Origin of the sequence: Margalitia sp. FSL K6-0131 (assembly GCF_038008735.1) — a bacterium.
GTDB lineage: Bacteria > Bacillota > Bacilli > Bacillales > Bacillaceae_C > Margalitia > Margalitia shackletonii.
Genome location: NZ_JBBOZS010000001.1, coordinates 5,227,962 through 5,247,590, shown reverse-complemented (window position 1 = coordinate 5,247,590; position 19,629 = coordinate 5,227,962). Strand labels below are relative to the sequence as shown.

14 protein-coding genes and 1 other annotated feature are annotated in these 19,629 nt (G+C 36.8%); of the genes, 11 read left to right on the top strand and 3 right to left on the bottom strand.

From position 1 onward, the window contains the following. Positions 1-6: 6 nt before the first annotated feature. The 11 genes from NSQ59_RS25665 to argS all read left to right on the top strand — a co-directional run bounded on the left by NSQ59_RS25665 (position 7) and on the right by argS (position 15,874). Positions 7-1,569, top strand: coding sequence for an SWIM zinc finger family protein (locus NSQ59_RS25665; protein ID WP_055741382.1), 1,563 nt, complete (start codon positions 7-9; stop codon positions 1,567-1,569). Then, complete coding sequence (locus NSQ59_RS25660; RefSeq protein ID WP_340833017.1) at positions 1,562-4,375, top strand: DEAD/DEAH box helicase; 2,814 nt, start codon at positions 1,562-1,564, stop codon at positions 4,373-4,375. The genes NSQ59_RS25665 and NSQ59_RS25660 overlap by 8 nt, the downstream gene beginning before the upstream one ends. Positions 4,376-4,596: 221 nt before the next feature. After that, a complete protein-coding gene (locus tag NSQ59_RS25655; protein ID WP_340833016.1) occupies positions 4,597-7,677 on the top strand; it encodes a S8 family serine peptidase in 3,081 nt (1,026 codons plus the stop codon). A 387-nt stretch (positions 7,678-8,064) separates the two neighbouring features. Further along, positions 8,065-8,682 carry a YhbD family protein gene (locus NSQ59_RS25650; protein WP_126647584.1) on the top strand — a complete coding sequence of 206 codons (618 nt, stop codon included), beginning with the start codon at positions 8,065-8,067 and terminating at the stop codon, positions 8,680-8,682. Positions 8,683-8,698: 16 nt separating this feature from the next. Further along, the gene (locus tag NSQ59_RS25645; RefSeq protein ID WP_235950739.1) at positions 8,699-9,412 is read left to right on the top strand and encodes a polymer-forming cytoskeletal protein; all 714 of its coding nucleotides are present in this window, start codon (positions 8,699-8,701) and stop codon (positions 9,410-9,412) included. 19 nt (positions 9,413-9,431) lie between these two features. Beyond that, positions 9,432-10,136 carry a cytoplasmic protein gene (locus NSQ59_RS25640; RefSeq protein WP_340833015.1) on the top strand — a complete coding sequence of 235 codons (705 nt, stop codon included), beginning with the start codon at positions 9,432-9,434 and terminating at the stop codon, positions 10,134-10,136. A gap of 22 nt (positions 10,137-10,158) precedes the next feature. Then, the gene (locus NSQ59_RS25635) at positions 10,159-11,667 is read left to right on the top strand and encodes an MDR family MFS transporter (RefSeq protein WP_340833014.1); all 1,509 of its coding nucleotides are present in this window, start codon (positions 10,159-10,161) and stop codon (positions 11,665-11,667) included. Positions 11,668-11,765: 98 nt separating this feature from the next. After that, positions 11,766-11,918, top strand: coding sequence for an Lmo0850 family protein (locus tag NSQ59_RS25630; protein ID WP_163258601.1), 153 nt, complete (start codon positions 11,766-11,768; stop codon positions 11,916-11,918). Positions 11,919-12,138: 220 nt separating this feature from the next. Next, a complete protein-coding gene (locus tag NSQ59_RS25625) occupies positions 12,139-13,122 on the top strand; it encodes an ABC transporter ATP-binding protein (RefSeq protein ID WP_055741375.1) in 984 nt (327 codons plus the stop codon). Then, a complete protein-coding gene (locus NSQ59_RS25620) occupies positions 13,100-13,873 on the top strand; it encodes an ABC transporter permease (RefSeq protein ID WP_055741374.1) in 774 nt (257 codons plus the stop codon). Before NSQ59_RS25625 ends, NSQ59_RS25620 begins: the two co-directional genes overlap by 23 nt. Before the next feature lie 61 nt (positions 13,874-13,934). After that, positions 13,935-14,142 (top strand) — a binding site (T-box leader). A 43-nt stretch (positions 14,143-14,185) separates the two neighbouring features. Beyond that, entirely contained in the window at positions 14,186-15,874 is a 1,689-nt protein-coding gene (gene argS / locus NSQ59_RS25615; RefSeq protein ID WP_055741373.1) for an arginine--tRNA ligase, read from the top strand. A gap of 306 nt (positions 15,875-16,180) precedes the next feature. On the opposite strand, the gene NSQ59_RS25610 is transcribed toward argS, so the two are convergent. From NSQ59_RS25610 to NSQ59_RS25600, 3 genes are all read right to left on the bottom strand, one after another. Then, on the bottom strand, positions 16,181-17,530 hold the full coding sequence (locus NSQ59_RS25610; RefSeq protein ID WP_055741372.1) for a hemolysin family protein: 1,350 nt from the start codon (positions 17,528-17,530) through the stop codon (positions 16,181-16,183). A 43-nt stretch (positions 17,531-17,573) separates the two neighbouring features. Next, positions 17,574-17,975 (bottom strand): MerR family transcriptional regulator, encoded by a 402-nt coding sequence (locus NSQ59_RS25605; RefSeq protein WP_055741371.1) that lies wholly within the window; start codon positions 17,973-17,975, stop codon positions 17,574-17,576. A gap of 367 nt (positions 17,976-18,342) precedes the next feature. Next, a complete protein-coding gene (locus tag NSQ59_RS25600; RefSeq protein ID WP_055741370.1) occupies positions 18,343-19,542 on the bottom strand; it encodes an FtsW/RodA/SpoVE family cell cycle protein in 1,200 nt (399 codons plus the stop codon). Positions 19,543-19,629 lie beyond the last annotated feature (87 nt).

Here is a 19,629-nt window from a genome sequence, read left to right as displayed (position 1 = left end):
TTCAAAATGAAAGCCCAACTTCAAGCATATGCAGAAAAACTCCAAACTTATTTAGATCCCACAAGCGACACTCACCAAAAGCTTGTTCAAAAAGGCTTGCTTTTATATCGCCAGCAGCTCGTTTCCAAAAAGAATTTTTCCTCTCCCATTTTTACAGCCAAGGTACAGGATGTAACACCTGTTCAGGTTACGTTGGATTTGGAAAATCCTGAAAACAATCATTGTTCATGTCCGCAGGAAGGTATCTGCCGCCACCAAATGGCGTTATTTTTCTCAGTTTATAACCAAATAGGAAGTGTATTTGATTGGGTACAAGAATGGAAAAAAAACGATTCTACCTTTGCTGTATTAAAGAATATGAAGCGTGGAAGTGATTTACTGGAGGAACAAACTTCTGCACCGTTAACCGGTCACGATGCATGGATAAATCGCTTTAAAAAATCCTTTCATAATATTGATATACCAAATGAATATGTTTTCGAAGAAAGATTAAAATCAGTATACTATCGTCTAATTGAATTCTCACCTGTTGAAAGGGAATGGAAACCGCTTTATCAATTATTCGTTGCTTATTATTCGATAAAAGCAGCGAATGAGCTAAGTATCAATCGGAATTTTCAAACACAGGATTCCTTCTTTTCCTTTATGATGCAAGAAGTAGAAGATGCATTAAAGAAATTATCTATCTCCGTTCAGCCATTTGCCTTTGACCCGTATATTGCTTTTTTGCGAAATGATTGTACGGCATTACTTACCTTAAACACCTACCATTCATCCGAAATGGTGGAACTATATATGATTCTTTGGTCGCACCTTTTCAAACAAACAATATGGCGTAAGCTGGAATTAGAGAGGCTGGAGTCTGACTCTGATCAAAACGACAGAATCCTGCTAGCCAGAATTCATTTAGCTATTCTATGTGGAAAAGACGAGATTGCATTACAGACACTGAAAGGGCTAAATAGAAACATTATTTACTTTTCGCAATATTGGTTTCAACATTTGCAATCGCAAAAGGCGTACAGCCGGCTTAGCAAATATATTACTGCCATGATACCTTTTATATCGGATTATTTATCTACACTGGAAAGTAATTTTGACCGTTATGCCTTTATGAGAATGTTTTTTAGAACAGTCGATGATTCTGCGTTATCTGATCATAATCCTGTCTTAATGGAAAAAATATATATGAAATTTCTTCCATATAGCTACACCCAATATAATGAATATCTCATCATAAAGCAAAAGTATCGATCATGGGTTGAACTACAGCATCTAACAGGCAAAGACATCGATTCTATTGATAAGTTGAAACTGGAAACTGTTGCGAAGGCAGATCCGCAGCTTGCTATGCCGCTTTACCATGATTCAATTGAAAATCTATTAGAAAATCGTAATCGTGATGCTTACAAGAAATCCGTAAAATACTTAAAAAAACTGCGTGTTTTATATAAAAAACAGAAAAAAATGCAAATGTGGGAATCCTATTTTAATGACTTACTTCTAAAGACAAAAAGACTTCGTGCATTTCACGAGGAGTGTAGAAGGGGAAAGCTAATCGATGCTTAAATCTATCTTATTAAAGATTTATATTGAATATATGGGAAATGGAGTTTTTTTTATTTATGCCGAGGATCCACAAGGAAGGGAAATCAATCCGTCTGATTGGAAACGTCAATTATTTATTTGGCATGAAGAAAGCTTCTTTGGCTCTTCCCTTCCTATTTCAACCTATAAGACGCATTCAGGTGTAAAGGTAGATAGCTGGTCATTACTGTCTCTCTTTGCAAACGAAAGCTTCAGTTCATTGCTGGATTGGGAATGGGATTCAAACGGACAATTATTCCTATCAAGCGCTTCCATCATGTATGAAGCTATTATGGAAGGTGTAGGGGTTCCGCGCTTTAATGAAACGGAAGACCATGTATTCGAGTGGAAGCTGCCGCAAATGGTATTGGATGAATTTGAACCAGAATTTTGGGAACAACCTATTCTTGACACTACAACGAAGGCATTTTTAGAAGAATGGTATGATTATGCTATTACTTCTTTCCTGAACAAAAAGGAAGGAATAAAGGAAAAAATAGATAACTTGAAGAAAACTTCCCTTACAACGGAAGAATTTACTTCCTATTTTGATGCAAAACGTTTTCGTGAGTGGATGGAAGGGGAAGACGAGCGTCCTTTTACCATCGGACTTCGTATTTCAGAACCGATGGAAGATGATGAACCATGGATTCTCGAAACCGTTTTAAGAGATAAAAGAAACCCAGAAAAACTGCTTACTACAACTCCCTCAAAAAATGTTCCGGTAAAATGGAGACAATATCTAGATGATGTAATGGAAGAACAAGAACGTTGGGTAAAACTCTTTCCCTGGTTAGGAGATAGTGATGGGCTAAAAAGGGAATTAGATGAGCTTTTAGCTTGGGATTTTTTAACGATTGCAAGTGAAAAGCTACTCTTGCTCGGAGTAGAAATTTTACTGCCATCTTGGTGGGTTGCGATGCGTGATGCGCAATTAACCGTGAAGGCAAGAATAAAGCAAACGAGTACAAACTACCGGCCATCCTTTGTCGGATTAAATGCCTTGCTTGACTTTGATTGGCGATTGTCCATGAATGGCGCTGAAATTTCCGAAGAGGAATTTAATCATCTCGTTGATCATCAGCGAAGACTGATTAAAGTAAATGGGCAATGGGTCAAATTAGATCCCAAAATGATTCGGCAGCTGCAAGACTTAATGAAACGGGCAAAGAAGGAAGGGTTGCGTCTTCAAGACATTATGGAGCAAGAATTAGTTCCAAGAGAAGAAATGGATATGGAGGAGTTAGAAGACTTTAATCCACGTGCCTTTGCAAACATTCAAATCGAGCTAAACCGTTCCTTAAAAAAGCTATTTCATGAATTAAGGGATACTTCCAATATCCCAGCCGTTCCGGTACCGCCGCAGTTTGACGGAAGTCTTCGCCCCTATCAACAGCATGGTTTCGATTGGCTTGTGTTTTTGAGACAATTTCATTTCGGTGCTGTTTTAGCCGATGATATGGGGCTTGGTAAAACCATTCAGCTCATTACGTACTTATTGCATGTAAAACATACAGAGGGAAATCCTGCACCGGCTTTAATTATCTGTCCGACATCCGTACTTGGGAATTGGCAAAAGGAAATCGAACGCTTTGCCCCGGAATTGTCCGTTAAACTGCATTATGGAGCAAATCGTTACAAAGGAGATCACTTTGAAGAAAATTTGAAAGGAACAGATATTGTATTAACAAGCTACGGGCTTTCCCATCTAGATTTTGACGAGCTTTCTTCCATTGAATGGGGAACGATTGCCCTAGATGAAGCCCAAAATATTAAAAATTCCCAAACCAAACAATCAAGGGCAATTCGCAAATTAAAAGGATTACATCATATCGCCCTTACTGGAACACCAATGGAGAATCGATTATCAGAACTATGGTCTATTTTTGATTTTACCAATCACGGGTATTTAGGTACCTATACACAATTTCAAAAGCGATTTATTCTGCCTATTGAAAAGGAAGAGGAACAAGCAAAAATCGGGGAGCTTCAGTCACTGATTCGTCCATTTTTGCTCCGTCGTACGAAGAAGGACCCTGAGGTAGAATTAAACTTGCCGGATAAGCTTGAGCAAAAGGAATATTGCCCATTAACATCGGAACAAGCCTCTTTATATGAACAGCTTATTCGTGAAACCTTTAATCAAATGGATGAGCTGACAGCAATTGAGCGTAAAGGAATGATCCTCCAAATGTTGAACCGTCTCAAACAGTTATGCAATCATCCGGCATTATATCTTAAAGAGGAACATCCGGATAATGTGGAACAACGCTCTCATAAGATGGAGAAGCTATTGGAATTGGTGGAATCCATTTTGGATGCTAAGGAAGCGTGTCTCGTTTTTACCCAATATATTGGAATGGGCGAGATGATTCAAAAGCTTTTATACGAACGTTTCGGTCTTTCTGTTCCTTTTTTAAACGGAAGTATGCCTAAAGCAAAAAGAGATGAATATGTTGGGCGTTTCCAGGATGGGGAATTCCCAGTGTTCCTCCTTTCTTTAAAAGCAGGTGGAACAGGGCTTAACCTAACGGCCGCAAATCACGTTATCCACTATGATCGCTGGTGGAATCCCGCAGTAGAAAACCAGGCTACTGATCGTGCTTACCGAATTGGTCAAAGTCGTTTTGTCCATGTTCACAAGCTGATTACAACCGGCACATTAGAGGAAAAAATTGATGCTATGCTTGAGAAAAAACAAGCATTAAATGATGAAATTATTAATAGTGACAACTGGATTACAGAGCTATCTGATCAGGAATTGCATCATTTGCTTATGTTATCTTAAAAACAGGATCAGCCTGAATATAGGCTGATCCTGTTTGCGTAAAATCAGACTATTGTGACTATATTACTAGGACTAAATAATCTAGTTTATCTCTCAATTACTATGTTAATTTATAAGTGTCTGAATTTTTTGTCACTAAGAGATTCAGAATTTTTTTTCGGGGGAGGTCTCTATTTAATCTATTAATCTATTTTTAAAAACTACTAATAGGGGGACAATAAATGCTGAAGCGAAGTCTTGCAATTTTACTTATTTTATTATTAGCTTGCAGTAGTGCAGTATTTGGGACAGGAAGTTCCCATGCTGTAAATCTAGACAAGGCAAACAAAGTAAAACCAACCAAGGTTCAGCCGAATGTAGATCCGAACAAAGATGTTCGTGTCTTTGTTGAGATGACGGGTGATCCAACCATTGAATATGCGAAGCAAAAAGGTGTTAAATACAATAAACTTAGTAAACAAGAAAGAAAAGGCTTGGAAGACAAAGCACTTGATGAACAAAAAACAGTTAAAGGCAAAATAAAGGACAAGAAAATAAAAACCAAGTTTATTAATGATGTAACAACTATCGTAAACGGTTTCAGCGCCGACATAAAATATGGCGATATTGACCAAATTAAAGCGATTGATGGTGTTAAGTCTGTACAGGTTGTAAACGAATACAAGAGGCCACAAGAAACACCTGATATGATTTATAGCAAGGAGCTGGTACAAGCACAAGAGGCTTGGAGAAACTACGGCTATAAAGGGGAAGGAATGGTTGTCGGTATCATTGATACTGGAATTGACTATGATCATAAGGATATGAAATTAACGGATCCTTCTAAGGAAAAGTTAACAAAATCGAAAATAAATGAGCTAGTTGCAGACAATGGTCTGCCAGGTAAATTTTATACAGATAAAGTTCCTTATGGATATAATTACTATGATAAAAATGATATTGTAAAAGATTTGGGAGCTGGTGCATCGATGCATGGTATGCACGTAGCTGGTACGGTCGGTGCAAACGGAGACGAAAACAATGGAGGCATTAAAGGAATCGCACCAGAAGCACAATTACTGGCGCTTAAAGTATTCAGTAATGACCAATCCAATAAATCAACATATGGAGATATTTATGTTAAAGCCATTGATGATGCGATTAAGCTTGGAGCGGATGTTCTGAACATGAGTTTAGGTTCACCATCCGGATTTGTTAACGCTGATTCACCTGAGCAGCAAGCGGTAAAACGTGCAACAGAGAATGGCATTGTTATGTCCATCTCTGCTGGGAACTCTGCTTATTTTGGAAATGGATACTATTATCCACTTACATCTAACCCTGATTATGGTGTAGTCGGGTCACCGAGTGTTTCGAATGAATCAATTTCTGTTGCATCATTTGAAAATACGAATATGGTAACGGATGGATTGAATTATACGATTGATGGAATTGCTGGAAACGCACCATTTTTATCTGCTGGACAAACACACCCGAATAGTGTTGAGCAAAAAACGTTTGAAGTTTTAGCTGCAGGATTAGGGGGACCAAATGATTTTGCCGGCAAAGACTTTAAAGGAAAATATGCTCTTGTCCAACGTGGAACCTATAACTTTGTAGACAAAGCCCTTAATGCTCAAAAAGCTGGAGCGGCAGGAGTTATTGTTTACAACAACCAAGAAGGTATTGTTAATATGGCATCTGATCCGGCTATCACGATTCCTCAGCTATTTATGCTAAAAGGTGATGGTGATAAACTGAGAGCTGCATTAGATAGCAGCAAACCGGTAACTATTACGTTTAATGGTGGTAAACTGGGTATCCCAAATCCAGATGCGGGAAAAATGAGTGCGTTCTCTTCTTGGGGTGTAGCACCGAGCTTAGATTTTAAGCCGGAAATTACAGCACCAGGCGGACAAATTTATTCCACACTTAATGATAATAAGTATGGTTTAATGAGCGGTACCTCTATGGCAGCACCACATGTTTCAGGTGGATCCGCTTTAGTGTTGGAACGCGTTGATAAAGATTTTGGTTTGGATAGCAGTGACCGCGTATTATTAGCGAAAAATTTACTAATGAATACAGCAAAACCAGTTGTATTTGATGGTAATTTCGTTTCTCCTCGCCGTCAAGGTGCAGGATTAATGCAAATTAACTCAGCTTTAACAACACCTGTAATTGTTACAGAATCAAAATCAAATGTAGGAAAAGTTGCTTTAAAAGAAATTAAAACGGGTAAGGTAACATTCCAATTAACGGCGAAAAACTTAACAAATAAACCAGCAACCTATAATTTGTCCATTAATGCGCAAACAGATACAGCTTTACAAAACGGCAGCGATTTAATTAATGCGCCAAACCTTGTTGGAGCAACTGATTTAAATGGACTTGTTGACTTCAAAATCAATGGCAAAGCAAAGGACCAAGTAGTTGTACCTGCAAAAGGTGATGTGAAAATTAATATTACGATGGATGCAAGAGCGGCTGAAAAGGAGTTAGCTTCTGCATATCCAAACGGATTCTGGTTGGAAGGATTTATTCAATTAACAGATCCATCTGATAACAATCCAACATTAACAGTTCCATATGTAGGATTTGATGGTCAATGGGATAAAGCGCCAATTTTTGATAAACCAATGTGGGATGCAAGCTCCTATTATGGTTACACAGGAGTAGTAACTTCTCAAGGTGGAGACTATTCTTTCCTTGGCGGAGATGTAAAAACGGGGGATATCGATCCTGCAAAAATTGCTTTCTCGCCAAATGGCGACGGGGTTCAAGATGATGCATTGCCAATCTTATCATTCATACGAAATGCAAAAAATGTAACTCTTTATGTGCTAGATAACAAGAAACATAGAGTAGCAACGATTGTAAATGAAGGAAACATGTATAAAGACGCTTATGATAGCGGAAATGGTTCTAAGTATACTTTAGATCCAAACTTTGTATGGGACGGAAAGATCAATGGAAAAACAGCACCGGAAGGTCAATACTACCTTCAAGTAGCAGGTGTCGTTGATTATCAAGCTGCGAAACCTCAAACCATTGAATTACCTATTAAACTAGATGTAACAAAACCAAAACTTGATGTAAGCTACGATAAAGCATCCAAGAATCTTACTGTACATGCTTCCGATGAGAAAAACGGCAGCGGACTTTCATACTGGGATGTTATCGTTGACGGTAAATCCGTCACAAATAAAGCTTACTATTCTGAAGCAGATACTAGCTTCAAAGTAGGAGACATTAGCGGACATACAGTACTGGTTGTAGCATATGATAATGCTGGTAATACAACTGTTGTGCCTGTGAAATAATAACTTAAAAGATAGCTGCCAGTGCATTTCTGGCAGCTATCTTTTTTTTCTTTATTATTCAGTTAGATTGATTCCTAGATCAAAACCTAATTCGTGCCGTTCAACAACGATTTCGTGCGGTTCATTTTTCCATTATTAAAAATAAGGTATATTAATGTCGCACCATATACTATTCAAACCACGCTTACTCAGGATATTAGAAAGGTTGTAAATTTCCAACCTAAAGGAAAACAATGCAGTAAAACAACGTAACAGCATATCATTGTATGCTGTTATTTTTTATGCCACAAGACCCTGATAAATCAACATTTAGTAATTTTTTTGAAAAAGGGCTTTGCAAACGTAACAGTGTTATGTTACATTATTTTATGAAAGGAGACGAATACGATGAGTGAAGAATTAATATCTAAAAAAGATTTATTAGAGCTTACCAATATTTCTTATGGGCAGTTATATAGATGGAAACGAAAAAACCTAATACCGGAAGAATGGTTCATTAGGAAATCTACCTTTACAGGTCAGGAGACATTTTTTCCGAAAGAAAAGATTTTAGAACGAATTGAAAAAATCCAGACAATGAAAGAAAATCTTTCCCTTGACGAGCTGGCAGATGTATTTTCTCCCAATTTGTCAGAGCTTAGCCTAGAGGAAGGGGAAATTATCCAAAAAGGAATTGCTTCGCAGCCTGTGTTAAATATTTTTAAGGAATTGAATCAAGAAATGAAAAAGTTCTCATTTGAACAAATGCTTTCTATTTATATTCTTGAAAAGCTATTGCGCTCAGGTGACATTAATTTGGACGAAGGAAAAATGGTATTGCATGTGATGAATGATTATTATCATTCCATTAAAAGCGGGGAGTTGTTTTTCATCCGAAAGCTTGGAATATCCTCCTGTTTTGTCGTTTCTAGTGTGGATGACATTTATTTTGAAAAATCAACAAAAATTGTGACTCGGGTTTCTTTAACAAACTGTATGGAAGAACTGAAATCAAAATTATTGTAAGGGAGAAATGATGAACATGAATAAAAATCGGGATTTGATCATAAATGGATTTGGTAGTTCCAGTGGCGGTGAATTTGAGCTTGCTTCGATAAACGGAAAAGGCAAGGTGCATGGGGATATAGATTGCAAACATTATGATTGCAACGGATTTGGAACGGTGAACGGCAATATTAAAGCGGAAACGGTAAAAATTAATGGTAAATCGACAATCAATGGCAATGTTGATGCAGACAGCATTACTATTGATGGGCACTCTTCCATGAGCGGGGAAGTGAATACGGAAAAAATAAGAATATCCGGGAGTGGTTCCATTGGCGGATCTTTACGTGGAGAGCACATAAAAATTAACGGGAAAGCCTCCATTGGGGGGGATTGCGAAGCGGAGGAATTTGATTCTGAAGGGTTATTTACAATCGGTGGATTACTAAACGCGGAAAATATCGATATTCTTCTATACGGCGACTGTAAAGCCAAGGAGATTGGCGGACAGACCATTCGCATTAAGCAGAGGATTCATGGTTTTATGAAAATCGTCAAATCTATTTACCCAACTAGATTAGTAACGGATGTTATTGAAGGGGATGATCTTTACCTCGAAGGTGTAAAAGCAAAAATTATCCGGGGTAACAATGTTACGATTGGGAAGAACTGTGAAATTGATTTGTTGGAATATAAAGGAGCCATTGAGGTTGATAAATCTTCCAAAGTGATGAAAACCAACCAACTCTAATATTAAAGGAGGTTATCGTATGGAAAAAAGGAATTTAAATATATTTGGTTCTGGTAGCTCTGGGGGCGGAGAGTTCAACAAAATAAAGATTAGCGGTGATGGAACCATTACGGATGCCCTCACCTGCCAAGTATTTAAGGTATACGGAACAGGAGTTGCTATGGGCGATGTGAAAGCAGAATCGCTTGATATTTACGGAACGATTGATATACATGAAAATGTAAAATCAGGAAGCATTAAGATTTACGGAACAATGAGTGCAAATAAAGACGTAGCTGGAAAAGAAATGAAAATTCGGGGTGCCATGGATGTAGGCGGGAATGTCTCAGGGGAGGATATAAATTTGAAAGGAAGCCTTTCTGTAAAAGGTGATTGCGAAGTGGAAAACTTCATTTCAGATGGTTCCTTTGAAATTGGTGGCTTATTAAACGCTGGTAAGGTAAACATTGAATTGAAATATGGAAACAGCTCTGTGAAGGAAATAGGCGGGGAGGAGATACAGGTAAAAAGGAAATCCTCCTTTCTAGGTATAAATAAACAAAATGGAAGCCTAGATGTAGATACAATTGAAGGTGACCATATTTATGTTGAATATACGAAAGCATCTGTAATTAGAGGCAAAAAAGTTGAGATAGGACCTGGTTGCGATATTGGCTTAGTGGAATATAATGAACAGTTCCATTGTGCAAAAAATTCAAATGTAAAAAAACAGATAAAAATATAGGGTATGTTAGGGAGTTGAATGAATGGCTACAAAAAATAGCAAGTTAGGCTGGGTTGTTGCGGGATTATTATTAGGGATTTTGATGGCATCTATGGATAATACCATCGTTGTGACGGCTATGGGAACAATTGTTGCAGATTTAGGAGGGATTGATAGTTTTATTTGGGTAGTTTCTGCTTATATGGTAGCAGAAATGGCGGGAATGCCAATCTTCGGGAAGTTATCTGATATGTTTGGTAGAAAGCGATTTTTTATGTTTGGTTTATTACTATTTATGATTGGCTCCATTTTATGCGGAACTGCTGAAACCATTACACAATTGAGTATATATCGTGCCATACAAGGAATCGGTGGTGGAGCCCTAATTCCAATTGCCTTTACGATAGTATTTGATATTTTTCCTCCTGAAAAGCGAGGGAAGATGGGTGGATTATTTGGGGCAGTATTTGGTTTATCAAGTATTTTTGGTCCGCTATTAGGTGCCTATATTACCGATCATATTAGCTGGCATTGGATATTTTATATTAATCTGCCGCTTGGCGTTGTAGCGCTGCTATTAATTACACTCTTTTATCATGAGTCTCGTATACATGAAAAACAAAAAATTGATTGGTTTGGTGCAATTACCTTAGTAGGATCCGTTGTATGCTTGATGTTTGCTTTAGAACTCGGCGGGGCGAAATATGCATGGGATTCTAGTATTATTCTAGGATTGTTTGCCGGTTTTGCCGTTCTATTTATTCTCTTTATCTTGATTGAGAGAGTTGTATCAGCGCCCATTATTTCTTTCAAAATGTTTAAAGAAAGATTATTTGCCGGGAGTACGATTGTATCTCTCTTCTATGGTGCAGCTTTTACGGGGGCAACCGTTTACATTCCTATATTTGTGCAAGGGGTTTACGGCGGAACGGCTACTAATTCAGGGTTAATCCTGCTTCCAATGATGCTTGGCTCAGTTGTGTCTGCACAAGTTGGCGGGTTTTTAACTACGAAATTAAGCTATCGAAATATCATGTTTATTTCCGGGATTATTACGATTATCGGAATCTATTTGTTAACTACTATAAATCCAGATACTGCTCGCTTTGTTTTAACGATTTATATGATTATTACCGGCTTTGGGGTTGGATTTTCGTTTTCTGTGCTTGGTATGGCTACTATTCATAATTTCGGTATGGATCAAAGAGGATCAGCAAGCTCGACAAGCAACTTTGTTCGTTCACTGGGCATGACAATTGGAATTACAGTGTTTGGAATGATTCAAAAGAATGCATTTTCTGATCAATTGAAGAAGGTTTTCGCTGGAATGGGACAGATGCCGCAAAATGACTCCTATAATCCAAATGCAATTCTAAAGGAAAGTGCACGCTCACACATTCCTGTACAGGTTTTAAGCAAAATTACAGACGCATTATCCACTTCGATTGTCCATACTTTCTTATGGGGATTAGTTCCCGCTGGATTAGCTTTCTTGTTTATTTTTGTGATGAGCAATGAGAAAATGGCATTCCAAAAAGCCGATGGCAAATAGTTGTGAAAGGAATGTTAAAAATTTTCAAAATCAATATACAGACTTTGGATAATAGGGTAAAATAATAGAGAGTCGTAAATCAAAAGAGGTGATCTATCTTGAAAAGAAAAGATCATGATCAACTAAAAAAAGTAATGGCTAACTTAGCGGGTATCGGGGTAAAAATAACGAAAACGAAATCTCGCCGGGAGCTTTTTAAAGTGCTGGAGGATGTCAAATTAATCCCCAAATATCCAAAACTACATCATTAGTCATAAATAAGTCAGATGTGCTAAGCGCAACTGGCTTATTTTTTTGCAGGTGAATTTATGAAACCTTCCATTGTTATTTTCGTCTGCAAAAGCAGCTGCTTATTTAATTTTTAACTACGGAATAGGTTAAAAGTCTAAATTCATATCCGTCTAGAGATGGAAAACATTAGAACTTAGAAGTGTATAATAAAGATAGAAAATTCTGATTAGGGGTGTGGAGATGGAGTATATCATAGACATACAAGGGATAAAGAAAAGCTATAAAAAAAGAAAATCGAAGGAAATAATTCAAGCAGTCAAAGGTGTCTCATTCCAAGTGAAAAGAGGAGAGGTTGTAGGACTGCTTGGACCAAACGGGGCCGGAAAAACAACCACTATTAAAATGATGTGCGGCTTGCTGCTTCCTAATGAAGGAACGATAAAAATAAATGGCATCGACATTGGAAAGCAGCGTCTAAAAGCACTTCGACATATTAGTACCGTTTTAGAGGGAAATCGAAACCTTTATTGGAGATTAACAGTGCGGGAAAACTTGGAGTATTTCTCGGGAAATCGAGGTTTGTCGAAAAAGGCAGTATCGGCTCAAATTGATGAATTATTAGAGCGACTAAATCTGACACATAAAGCAAATGAAATGGTTAATTCCTTGTCACGAGGAATGCAGCAGAAGGTTTCCATAGCGGTTGCCTTATTATCCAATACGGAGATTATTTTTCTTGATGAACCAACATTGGGGCTCGATATTGAAACTAGCTATGAAGTTCGCAAATTATTAAAGGATATAGCGAAGGAGTACAATAAAACGATTTTACTAAGCTCTCATGATATGCCTGTTGTCCAAGAAATTTGCGAGCGGGTGATCATTATTAATGAAGGAAGAATTGTATCGGACGAGCGGGTTAGTGATTTGCTTGAATTGTTTGATACGAAGGCATATTCCTTTACGGTTAATTCAGTGCTTTCAGATAAGAATTTAAAAGAAATTCAAAATCATTTTATGGCTGAGTTAGAGCTTAATGACGGAATGCAATCCGTCATTACCGTTACGATTACGCATAGCGAAGATTTTTATAAAGTAATCAATTTGTTTGAGGAAATGAATATTGAAATCGATAAAGTAGATCGTTCTATTATTGATTTTGAACAAGTATTTTTGAAAATTGTAAAGGGGGAAATGAAACGTGAAATTGCTGCAACTGTTTAAGGCGAATTTTCGCAGGGAATTTATCCTGCTGAAGAGATATCTTCCCAATACAATTAGCGAACTGATAACTTTCTTTTGTATTTTTTTAGCCATGTTTTTTGGGATAAAAGTGGTCGGTGATCCATCCTCGATGGAAACAAATATTCAATATACTATTGTCAGCTACGTATTTTGGTTCTTGTCCATGGGTGCCATGCAGGGAATAGGGTGGAGTATTATGAGTGAAGCACAGCTTGGAACACTAGAGCAAATGTATATGTCTCCAATGGGGGCTTGGAGGATATTATTAGCGAGAATTGTTTCAACCACCCTGCAGCAGCTAATTATTTTAGCTGTCTTATTGTACTTGTCTATGCTGGTAACTGGCACCTGGTTAAATATAGATGTGGTTTCCATTTTACCTGTATTAATTTTCACCATTATTAGTATGTTTGGCATTAGCTTTATGATTGCTGGAATGGCTATTATTATTAAACAAATTAATGCCTTTTTACAGGTTTTGCAGTTCATCTTAATGGGACTAACTTTCTTTCCTATGTCTATTTCGCCTCTTTTAGCTGTCTTACCAGTTGTAAAAGGTGTAGATATGATAAGGGGAATTATGATTCAAAATCAAACACTTCTTGATTTTCATTGGGCAGATTACGCCAGTTTAATTGCAAATGCTATCATTTATCTTGTTTTGGGAATACTTGTCTTTAAAAGATGTGAGCGCACTGCGATGACTAAAGGAGTATTGGGGCAATATTAGAAATTTTCCTGAAAATGCTGTTGCCTTTTTACTTATTATCTGTATAATACTTAATAATAATGAAAACTCGAGGATGAAGAGAGTAATCTATATGGGGAAAAATAGAGAGTCGGGGATGGTGGAAGCCTGGCACAGAACCAATGGATGAAGCGCACTTCGGAGAGATGAATCTGAACTACAGTAGGATGAATCGGGAACTCCCGTTACAAGGTAAAGTGGTCATTAACCTGAACAATTAGAGTGGTACCGCGGGCTAGCTCGTCTCTTTATATAAGAGATGGGCTTTTTTTAATTAGATTAGGAGGGAAAATAATGGATTTAAAACAAGTCTTGGCAGTATGCCTAAAAGATTATCTGCACGGGGTGTTAACTCAGGAAAAAATATATAATTTAATCGAAATTCCGAAGAATCCCGAGCATGGAGATTTAGCTTTTCCTTGTTTTCAACTTGCAAAGCTTTTGAAAAAGTCACCGGTAGAAATTGCAACGGAGCTTTCTGAGGAGTTAGGGAAAAGTAATCATTTTTCTAAAGTAAACCCAATTGGTCCTTATTTAAATGTATTCTTTTCTTCAAAAGAAATTGGGAAGAAGGTTGTCACAGAAGTATTAAAAGACGGGCATGCATTCGGAAAGGGTTCAATAGGTGAAAACAAAACGGTTGTATTGGATATGTCATCTCCCAATATTGCAAGACCGTTCTCAATGGGGCATTTACGATCTACTGTTATCGGAAACGCATTAGCAAATCTCGCTGACAAATGCGGATATAAAACGGTAAAAATAAATCATTTAGGAGATTGGGGAACCCAATTTGGAAAGCTTATTACTGCCTATAAGAAATGGGGCGATGAAGAAAAGGTCAAAGCTAATCCTATCCAAGAACTATCGAAGTTATATGTTAAATTTCATGAAGAAGCTGAAATAAACCATAATCTTGAAGCAGAAGCACGCGCAGCATTTAAAAGCTTAGAAGACGGGGATAAAGAAAATTTACAATTATGGCAATGGTTTCGGGATGAGTCTTTAAAAGCATTTATGGGAATTTATGATTTATTAGGTGTTTCATTTGATTCGTATAATGGTGAAGCATTTTATAACGATAAAATGGATGAGGTTGTCGACTTACTGAAGGAACGAAAATTATTGGAGACTTCAGACGGGGCAGAAGTTGTCAAGCTAGATAATAACCAGTTACCGCCATGTTTAATTAAAAAATCAGATGGAGCTACTCTCTACGCTACACGGGATTTGGCTGCCGCAATATATCGACAAAAAACTTATCAGTTTGATACCGCCCTATATGTTGTTGGTCAGGAGCAAACCGTTCATTTCAAACAGGTAAAAGGTGTATTAGAAAAATTAGATTTCGGGTGGGCAGATGGAATGCATCATATTCCTTTTGGGCTGTATTTAAAGGATGGAAAAAGAATGTCAACTCGGAAAGGACGGGTTATTCTTTTAGAAGAAGTTTTAAGAGAAGCCATCCAACTTGCTGAAAAGAATATTAAAGATAAAAATCCAACCTTGGTGAATGCAAATCAAGTGGCAGAATCTGTTGGAGTAGGCGCAATTATTTTCCATGACTTAAAAAATGACCGAATGAATAATATTGAATTTTCCTTAAAAGATATGCTTACATTTGAAGGAGAAACAGGGCCATATGTTCAATATACACATGCTCGAGCGATGTCTATTTTACAAAAAGCGGAAATCGATGAATATGAATTTCACGGCCTAAATGATCAAGGAAGCTGGGAAATCATTAAGCACTTAAATCATTTCCCCGATATAATCGAAAATGCGTACAACCAGTTTTCCCCATCTGTGTTGGCAAAGTATTTAATTCATCTTAGTCAGTCCTTCAATAAGTACTATGCAAAAGTACGGATAATTGAAAAGGATGAAGAGCTATTATCAAGACTTTCGTTAGTAAAGGCTGTCACTATTGTACTGAAGGAAGGATTAAGAATTCTTGGTGTTAAGGCTCCGAATGAAATGTAAGAAAAAAAGCAGTGGTATGAAACTCTACATCCGTACAGAAACAGAATTCGTTGCTCTTAAGCGGACACAGGATCCCTTATTTTGATAAAACAGTCCTAATCTAAGGGTGTTTCGGACACAGAATCCGTTATTAATGGAAAACTACAATGAAATCACTGCTTTTTTGCAAAATAACGGAACCTCTGTCCACAAAAATGAAGAATAACCTCATTTTGTCACAGATAGCGGATCCTATGTCCAGTATCACATCCATACTAGTTAAAAAGACCAAATCAATAGGATTTGGTCTTTTAACTAGTAATCTTTTTAAATCGCCTCCGAATTGGTAAGCGCAATATTATGTTTCACTTTTATTTCTTGAGTGCTTTTTTTCTTTACCTCAATATACTTAACGTGAAGGTCTTCTATTTCCTTAATAATAAATTCAAAATCCTCAAATTCGATAATATCGCCTTGCTTGGCCTCGTAATTTTCGGATAACACCCAACCTCCGAGTGTGTCGATATCCTCTTCTTGAATATCAATTCCTAATAAGTCGTTTACTTCACTTAAAAGTACTTTAGAATCGATAATAAAATGATTTTCTTTTACTTTCCGAATCAATGGAACTTCATCCATATCAAATTCGTCGCGGATTTCTCCGACAATTTCCTCTAATATATCTTCAACCGTAACAAGACCGGAAGTACCGCCATACTCGTCAATTAATACAGCCATATGGATTCGTTCCTTTTGCATCATGACCAATAAATCATGAATAGGAATCGAATCAATCACACGAATAATTGGTCGTATATAATCTTCTAAAGATAATGCTTCAATCTCTTTGTCATGGATTATGTCCGTAAGCACTTCTTTTACATTCACAATTCCGATGATATGGTCTTTATCTCCGTCAATGATTGGATAACGGGTAAAGCGCTCTTCTTTCGCAATATCTAAGAATGTTTGAAGATCATCTTCTTTCGATAAAGAAATAATCTCGGTACGAGGTACCATTATTTCTTTGGCAATTCGGTTATCAAATTCAAAGATGTTATTTACATATTTAAACTCTGATTGATTGATTTCTCCACTTTTATAGCTTTCTGATAAAATAATTCGCAATTCCTCTTCCGAATGGGCAATGTCATTTTCACTTGCAGGCTTGAGACCAAAAACCTTTGTTACGAGACGTGCTGATGTGTTTAATACCCAAATAAACGGGAACATTAAACGGTAAAAGAAAATCAAAGGTTTTGCATGAAATAAACTTAAAGCTTCTGCTTTTTGAATGGCCAGTGTTTTTGGTGCTAATTCACCAACTACCACATGTATGAAAGTAATAGTTGCAAATGAGAGTGCCAATGAAATCACATTTGAAATGGAAACTGGAATATGGATTAAATCAAACAATGGATGCAACAATTTGGATACTACCGACTCCCCGATCCATCCTAAAACCAATGATGCGATGGTAATTCCGAGCTGACAGGCAGATAAATACTCATCCAAGTTGGTAATAATTTTTTTCACAGCCAGCGCACTTCTATTTCCTTCTTCAATGAGCTGGTCGATACGTGAGCTCCGCACCCTTATAATTGCAAACTCCGAAGCAACAAAAAATGCGGAAAGTGCTATTAGGAAAAAAACAAGCACTAGTTTAAATATGTCCAAATAAGTTTTCCTACCCCGTGAAATACAGGATAGGAGTCACCTCCTATTTTGTTAAAAAGTGTAGCGATTGCAATAATGCAACGCTCTCCAATGTTAGCCTTTTGAAAATAGCCTCTTTTTGCTTTGTGTTAAGCACTTCTAATACTGGTGCCAAATCGGATAGTTCCATATTAAGTTGTTTTATATGCTCTGAAACAGTTTCAATATGCTGTTCCACAATGGATTCGTTCATTTCATGGCATTTCTTCATTTCCATTTTTCTGCGAATAGTCTCAAGTGATATCCCAAGCTTTTTATATCTTTCAATGAATTTAAGATCTTCTAAAGCTTCTGAAGCATATATACGATAATTTGATTTAGAACGATTAGCATGCAAGAGACCCAAACTCGTATAGTAATCTATCGTTCTCTTAGATACATTTGCTAAGGTTGCTAACTCCCCAATACGGTATACGACCCCATCCTATCACCACCCTTAAAGGAAAATGGTTGTTGCCATTTTTCGATAAAATATTATTAATATTATAAAAAAAACAAACCGTACAGTCAAACGTGATGCTTTTTATTAACTAAAGGCTCTTTTCTTAAAACTTGTTGTTTTAACAACTAAAGCCTAAACAATTTTTTAATCGGATATAAAAGAGATAACCTGAAGCTAAAGTACTTAAGGGTATTTAACAAAGAACGACAAGCAAAAATATATTCGAAATTAACCTTATTATTTTACAATATGGAAATTTATTGTCCAGTATTCTTTGTTCAAGACCGTTTTTTCAAAAGATTAATGATTTTTACTACTTGTTATGCAATTGCTACATATAAAAACGATCAGATGAAGTCGAAAACATATACTCTTTATGATAAAAACGAATGCTAAAAATAACTCCTAATGCAAGCATATTTCCCATTAATGAACTGCCTCCGTAGCTAATAAATGGTAAAGGAATACCTGTAATTGGCAGAACCTGTATTGTCATTCCGATATTTTGAAAGACGTGAAAGGTAATCATGGAGATGACTCCAGCACACACATATGTATTAAACTTTTCCTTTGTTAAAATGGCTGTCTTTGTTAAGTGATACACAAGAACGAAAAATAAACAGATAACTAAGCTGGATCCGATAAAACCATATTCCTCTCCAATCACGCTAAAAATAAAATCAGTATGCCTCTCAGGGAGATACACCTGTTTTCCCATAAACCCTTTTCCAAAAACTTCTCCTGACCCTATCGACATGATAGAACTGCGCAATTGCCGACCTTCATCTGGATAACTTTCCGGGTCAATCCATGTATTTATTCTGTCAAATTGATATGCAGGAACCTCCAAATATTTAATTAAAATTTCCGGTTTATAAATGGCTAAGGATAATATCGTTCCACCAATTATACTTAATGAAATAAACAATGGTGCGATTATTTTCCAAGTAATTCCTGACACAAGTGTCATTCCGGCTACAATCACTAAAATAACCAGGCTTGTTCCTAAATCTGGCTGCATCATGATCAACCCTAGTGGAATAATGGCAATGACTGCAATTTTCACTAAAAGGAGAAAATCACTCTTAAAAGTTTTTAAGCGGACTTTTTCGTGGTGAGATGAAATAACTCTACTTATCGCTAATATAATGAAGGGTTTCATAAATTCAGAAGGCTGTATTTGACCTGCCCCAGGCAAGATATACCAGCTGATTGCACCATTTTTTCTCGGGACAAGACATCCTGTTTCAACGCAATGAGGAGCAACGATTAGTCCTATGAGTAAAATAATACCAAACCCATATAAGTAATAGGAAAGTTTATTATATTGACTTGGTTCCAATAAAAGGGAAAACCCAATGATGACGATTCCGATTCCGTACCAGAAAGCTTGCCGAATGACAAAATTCATTCCATATTGATCAGATGTCTGTGCACTTGATATCGATATGCAGCTTACAAGGAAAAACAAAAATATGATTAAAACAAGTGTCCAATCTATCTTATCAATTATCTTATGTTCTTTTTCCATATTTTTCACCTAATTCCTATCTTTATCCATAATATTAAGACGAAGGAAACAGAGAAAAGTTTCCGATATATTAAACTTAAGATAATT

What these genes read in the sequence shown, in the direction of transcription:
- NSQ59_RS25635 (WP_340833014.1), top strand. Translation starts at nt 10,159, where the DNA reads ATGGCTACAAAAAATAGCAAGTTAGGCTGGGTTGTTGCGGGATTATTA.
- NSQ59_RS25650 (WP_126647584.1), top strand. Translation starts at nt 8,065, where the DNA reads ATGAGTGAAGAATTAATATCTAAAAAAGATTTATTAGAGCTTACCAAT.
- NSQ59_RS25625 (WP_055741375.1), top strand. Translation starts at nt 12,139, where the DNA reads ATGGAGTATATCATAGACATACAAGGGATAAAGAAAAGCTATAAAAAA.
- NSQ59_RS25655 (WP_340833016.1), top strand. Translation starts at nt 4,597, where the DNA reads ATGCTGAAGCGAAGTCTTGCAATTTTACTTATTTTATTATTAGCTTGC.
- NSQ59_RS25645 (WP_235950739.1), top strand. Translation starts at nt 8,699, where the DNA reads ATGAATAAAAATCGGGATTTGATCATAAATGGATTTGGTAGTTCCAGT.
- NSQ59_RS25660 (WP_340833017.1), top strand. Translation starts at nt 1,562, where the DNA reads ATGCTTAAATCTATCTTATTAAAGATTTATATTGAATATATGGGAAAT.
- NSQ59_RS25640 (WP_340833015.1), top strand. Translation starts at nt 9,432, where the DNA reads ATGGAAAAAAGGAATTTAAATATATTTGGTTCTGGTAGCTCTGGGGGC.
- argS (WP_055741373.1), top strand. Translation starts at nt 14,186, where the DNA reads ATGGATTTAAAACAAGTCTTGGCAGTATGCCTAAAAGATTATCTGCAC.
- NSQ59_RS25665 (WP_055741382.1), top strand. Translation starts at nt 7, where the DNA reads ATGAAAGCCCAACTTCAAGCATATGCAGAAAAACTCCAAACTTATTTA.
- NSQ59_RS25600 (WP_055741370.1), bottom strand. Translation starts at nt 19,542, where the DNA reads ATGGAAAAAGAACATAAGATAATTGATAAGATAGATTGGACACTTGTT.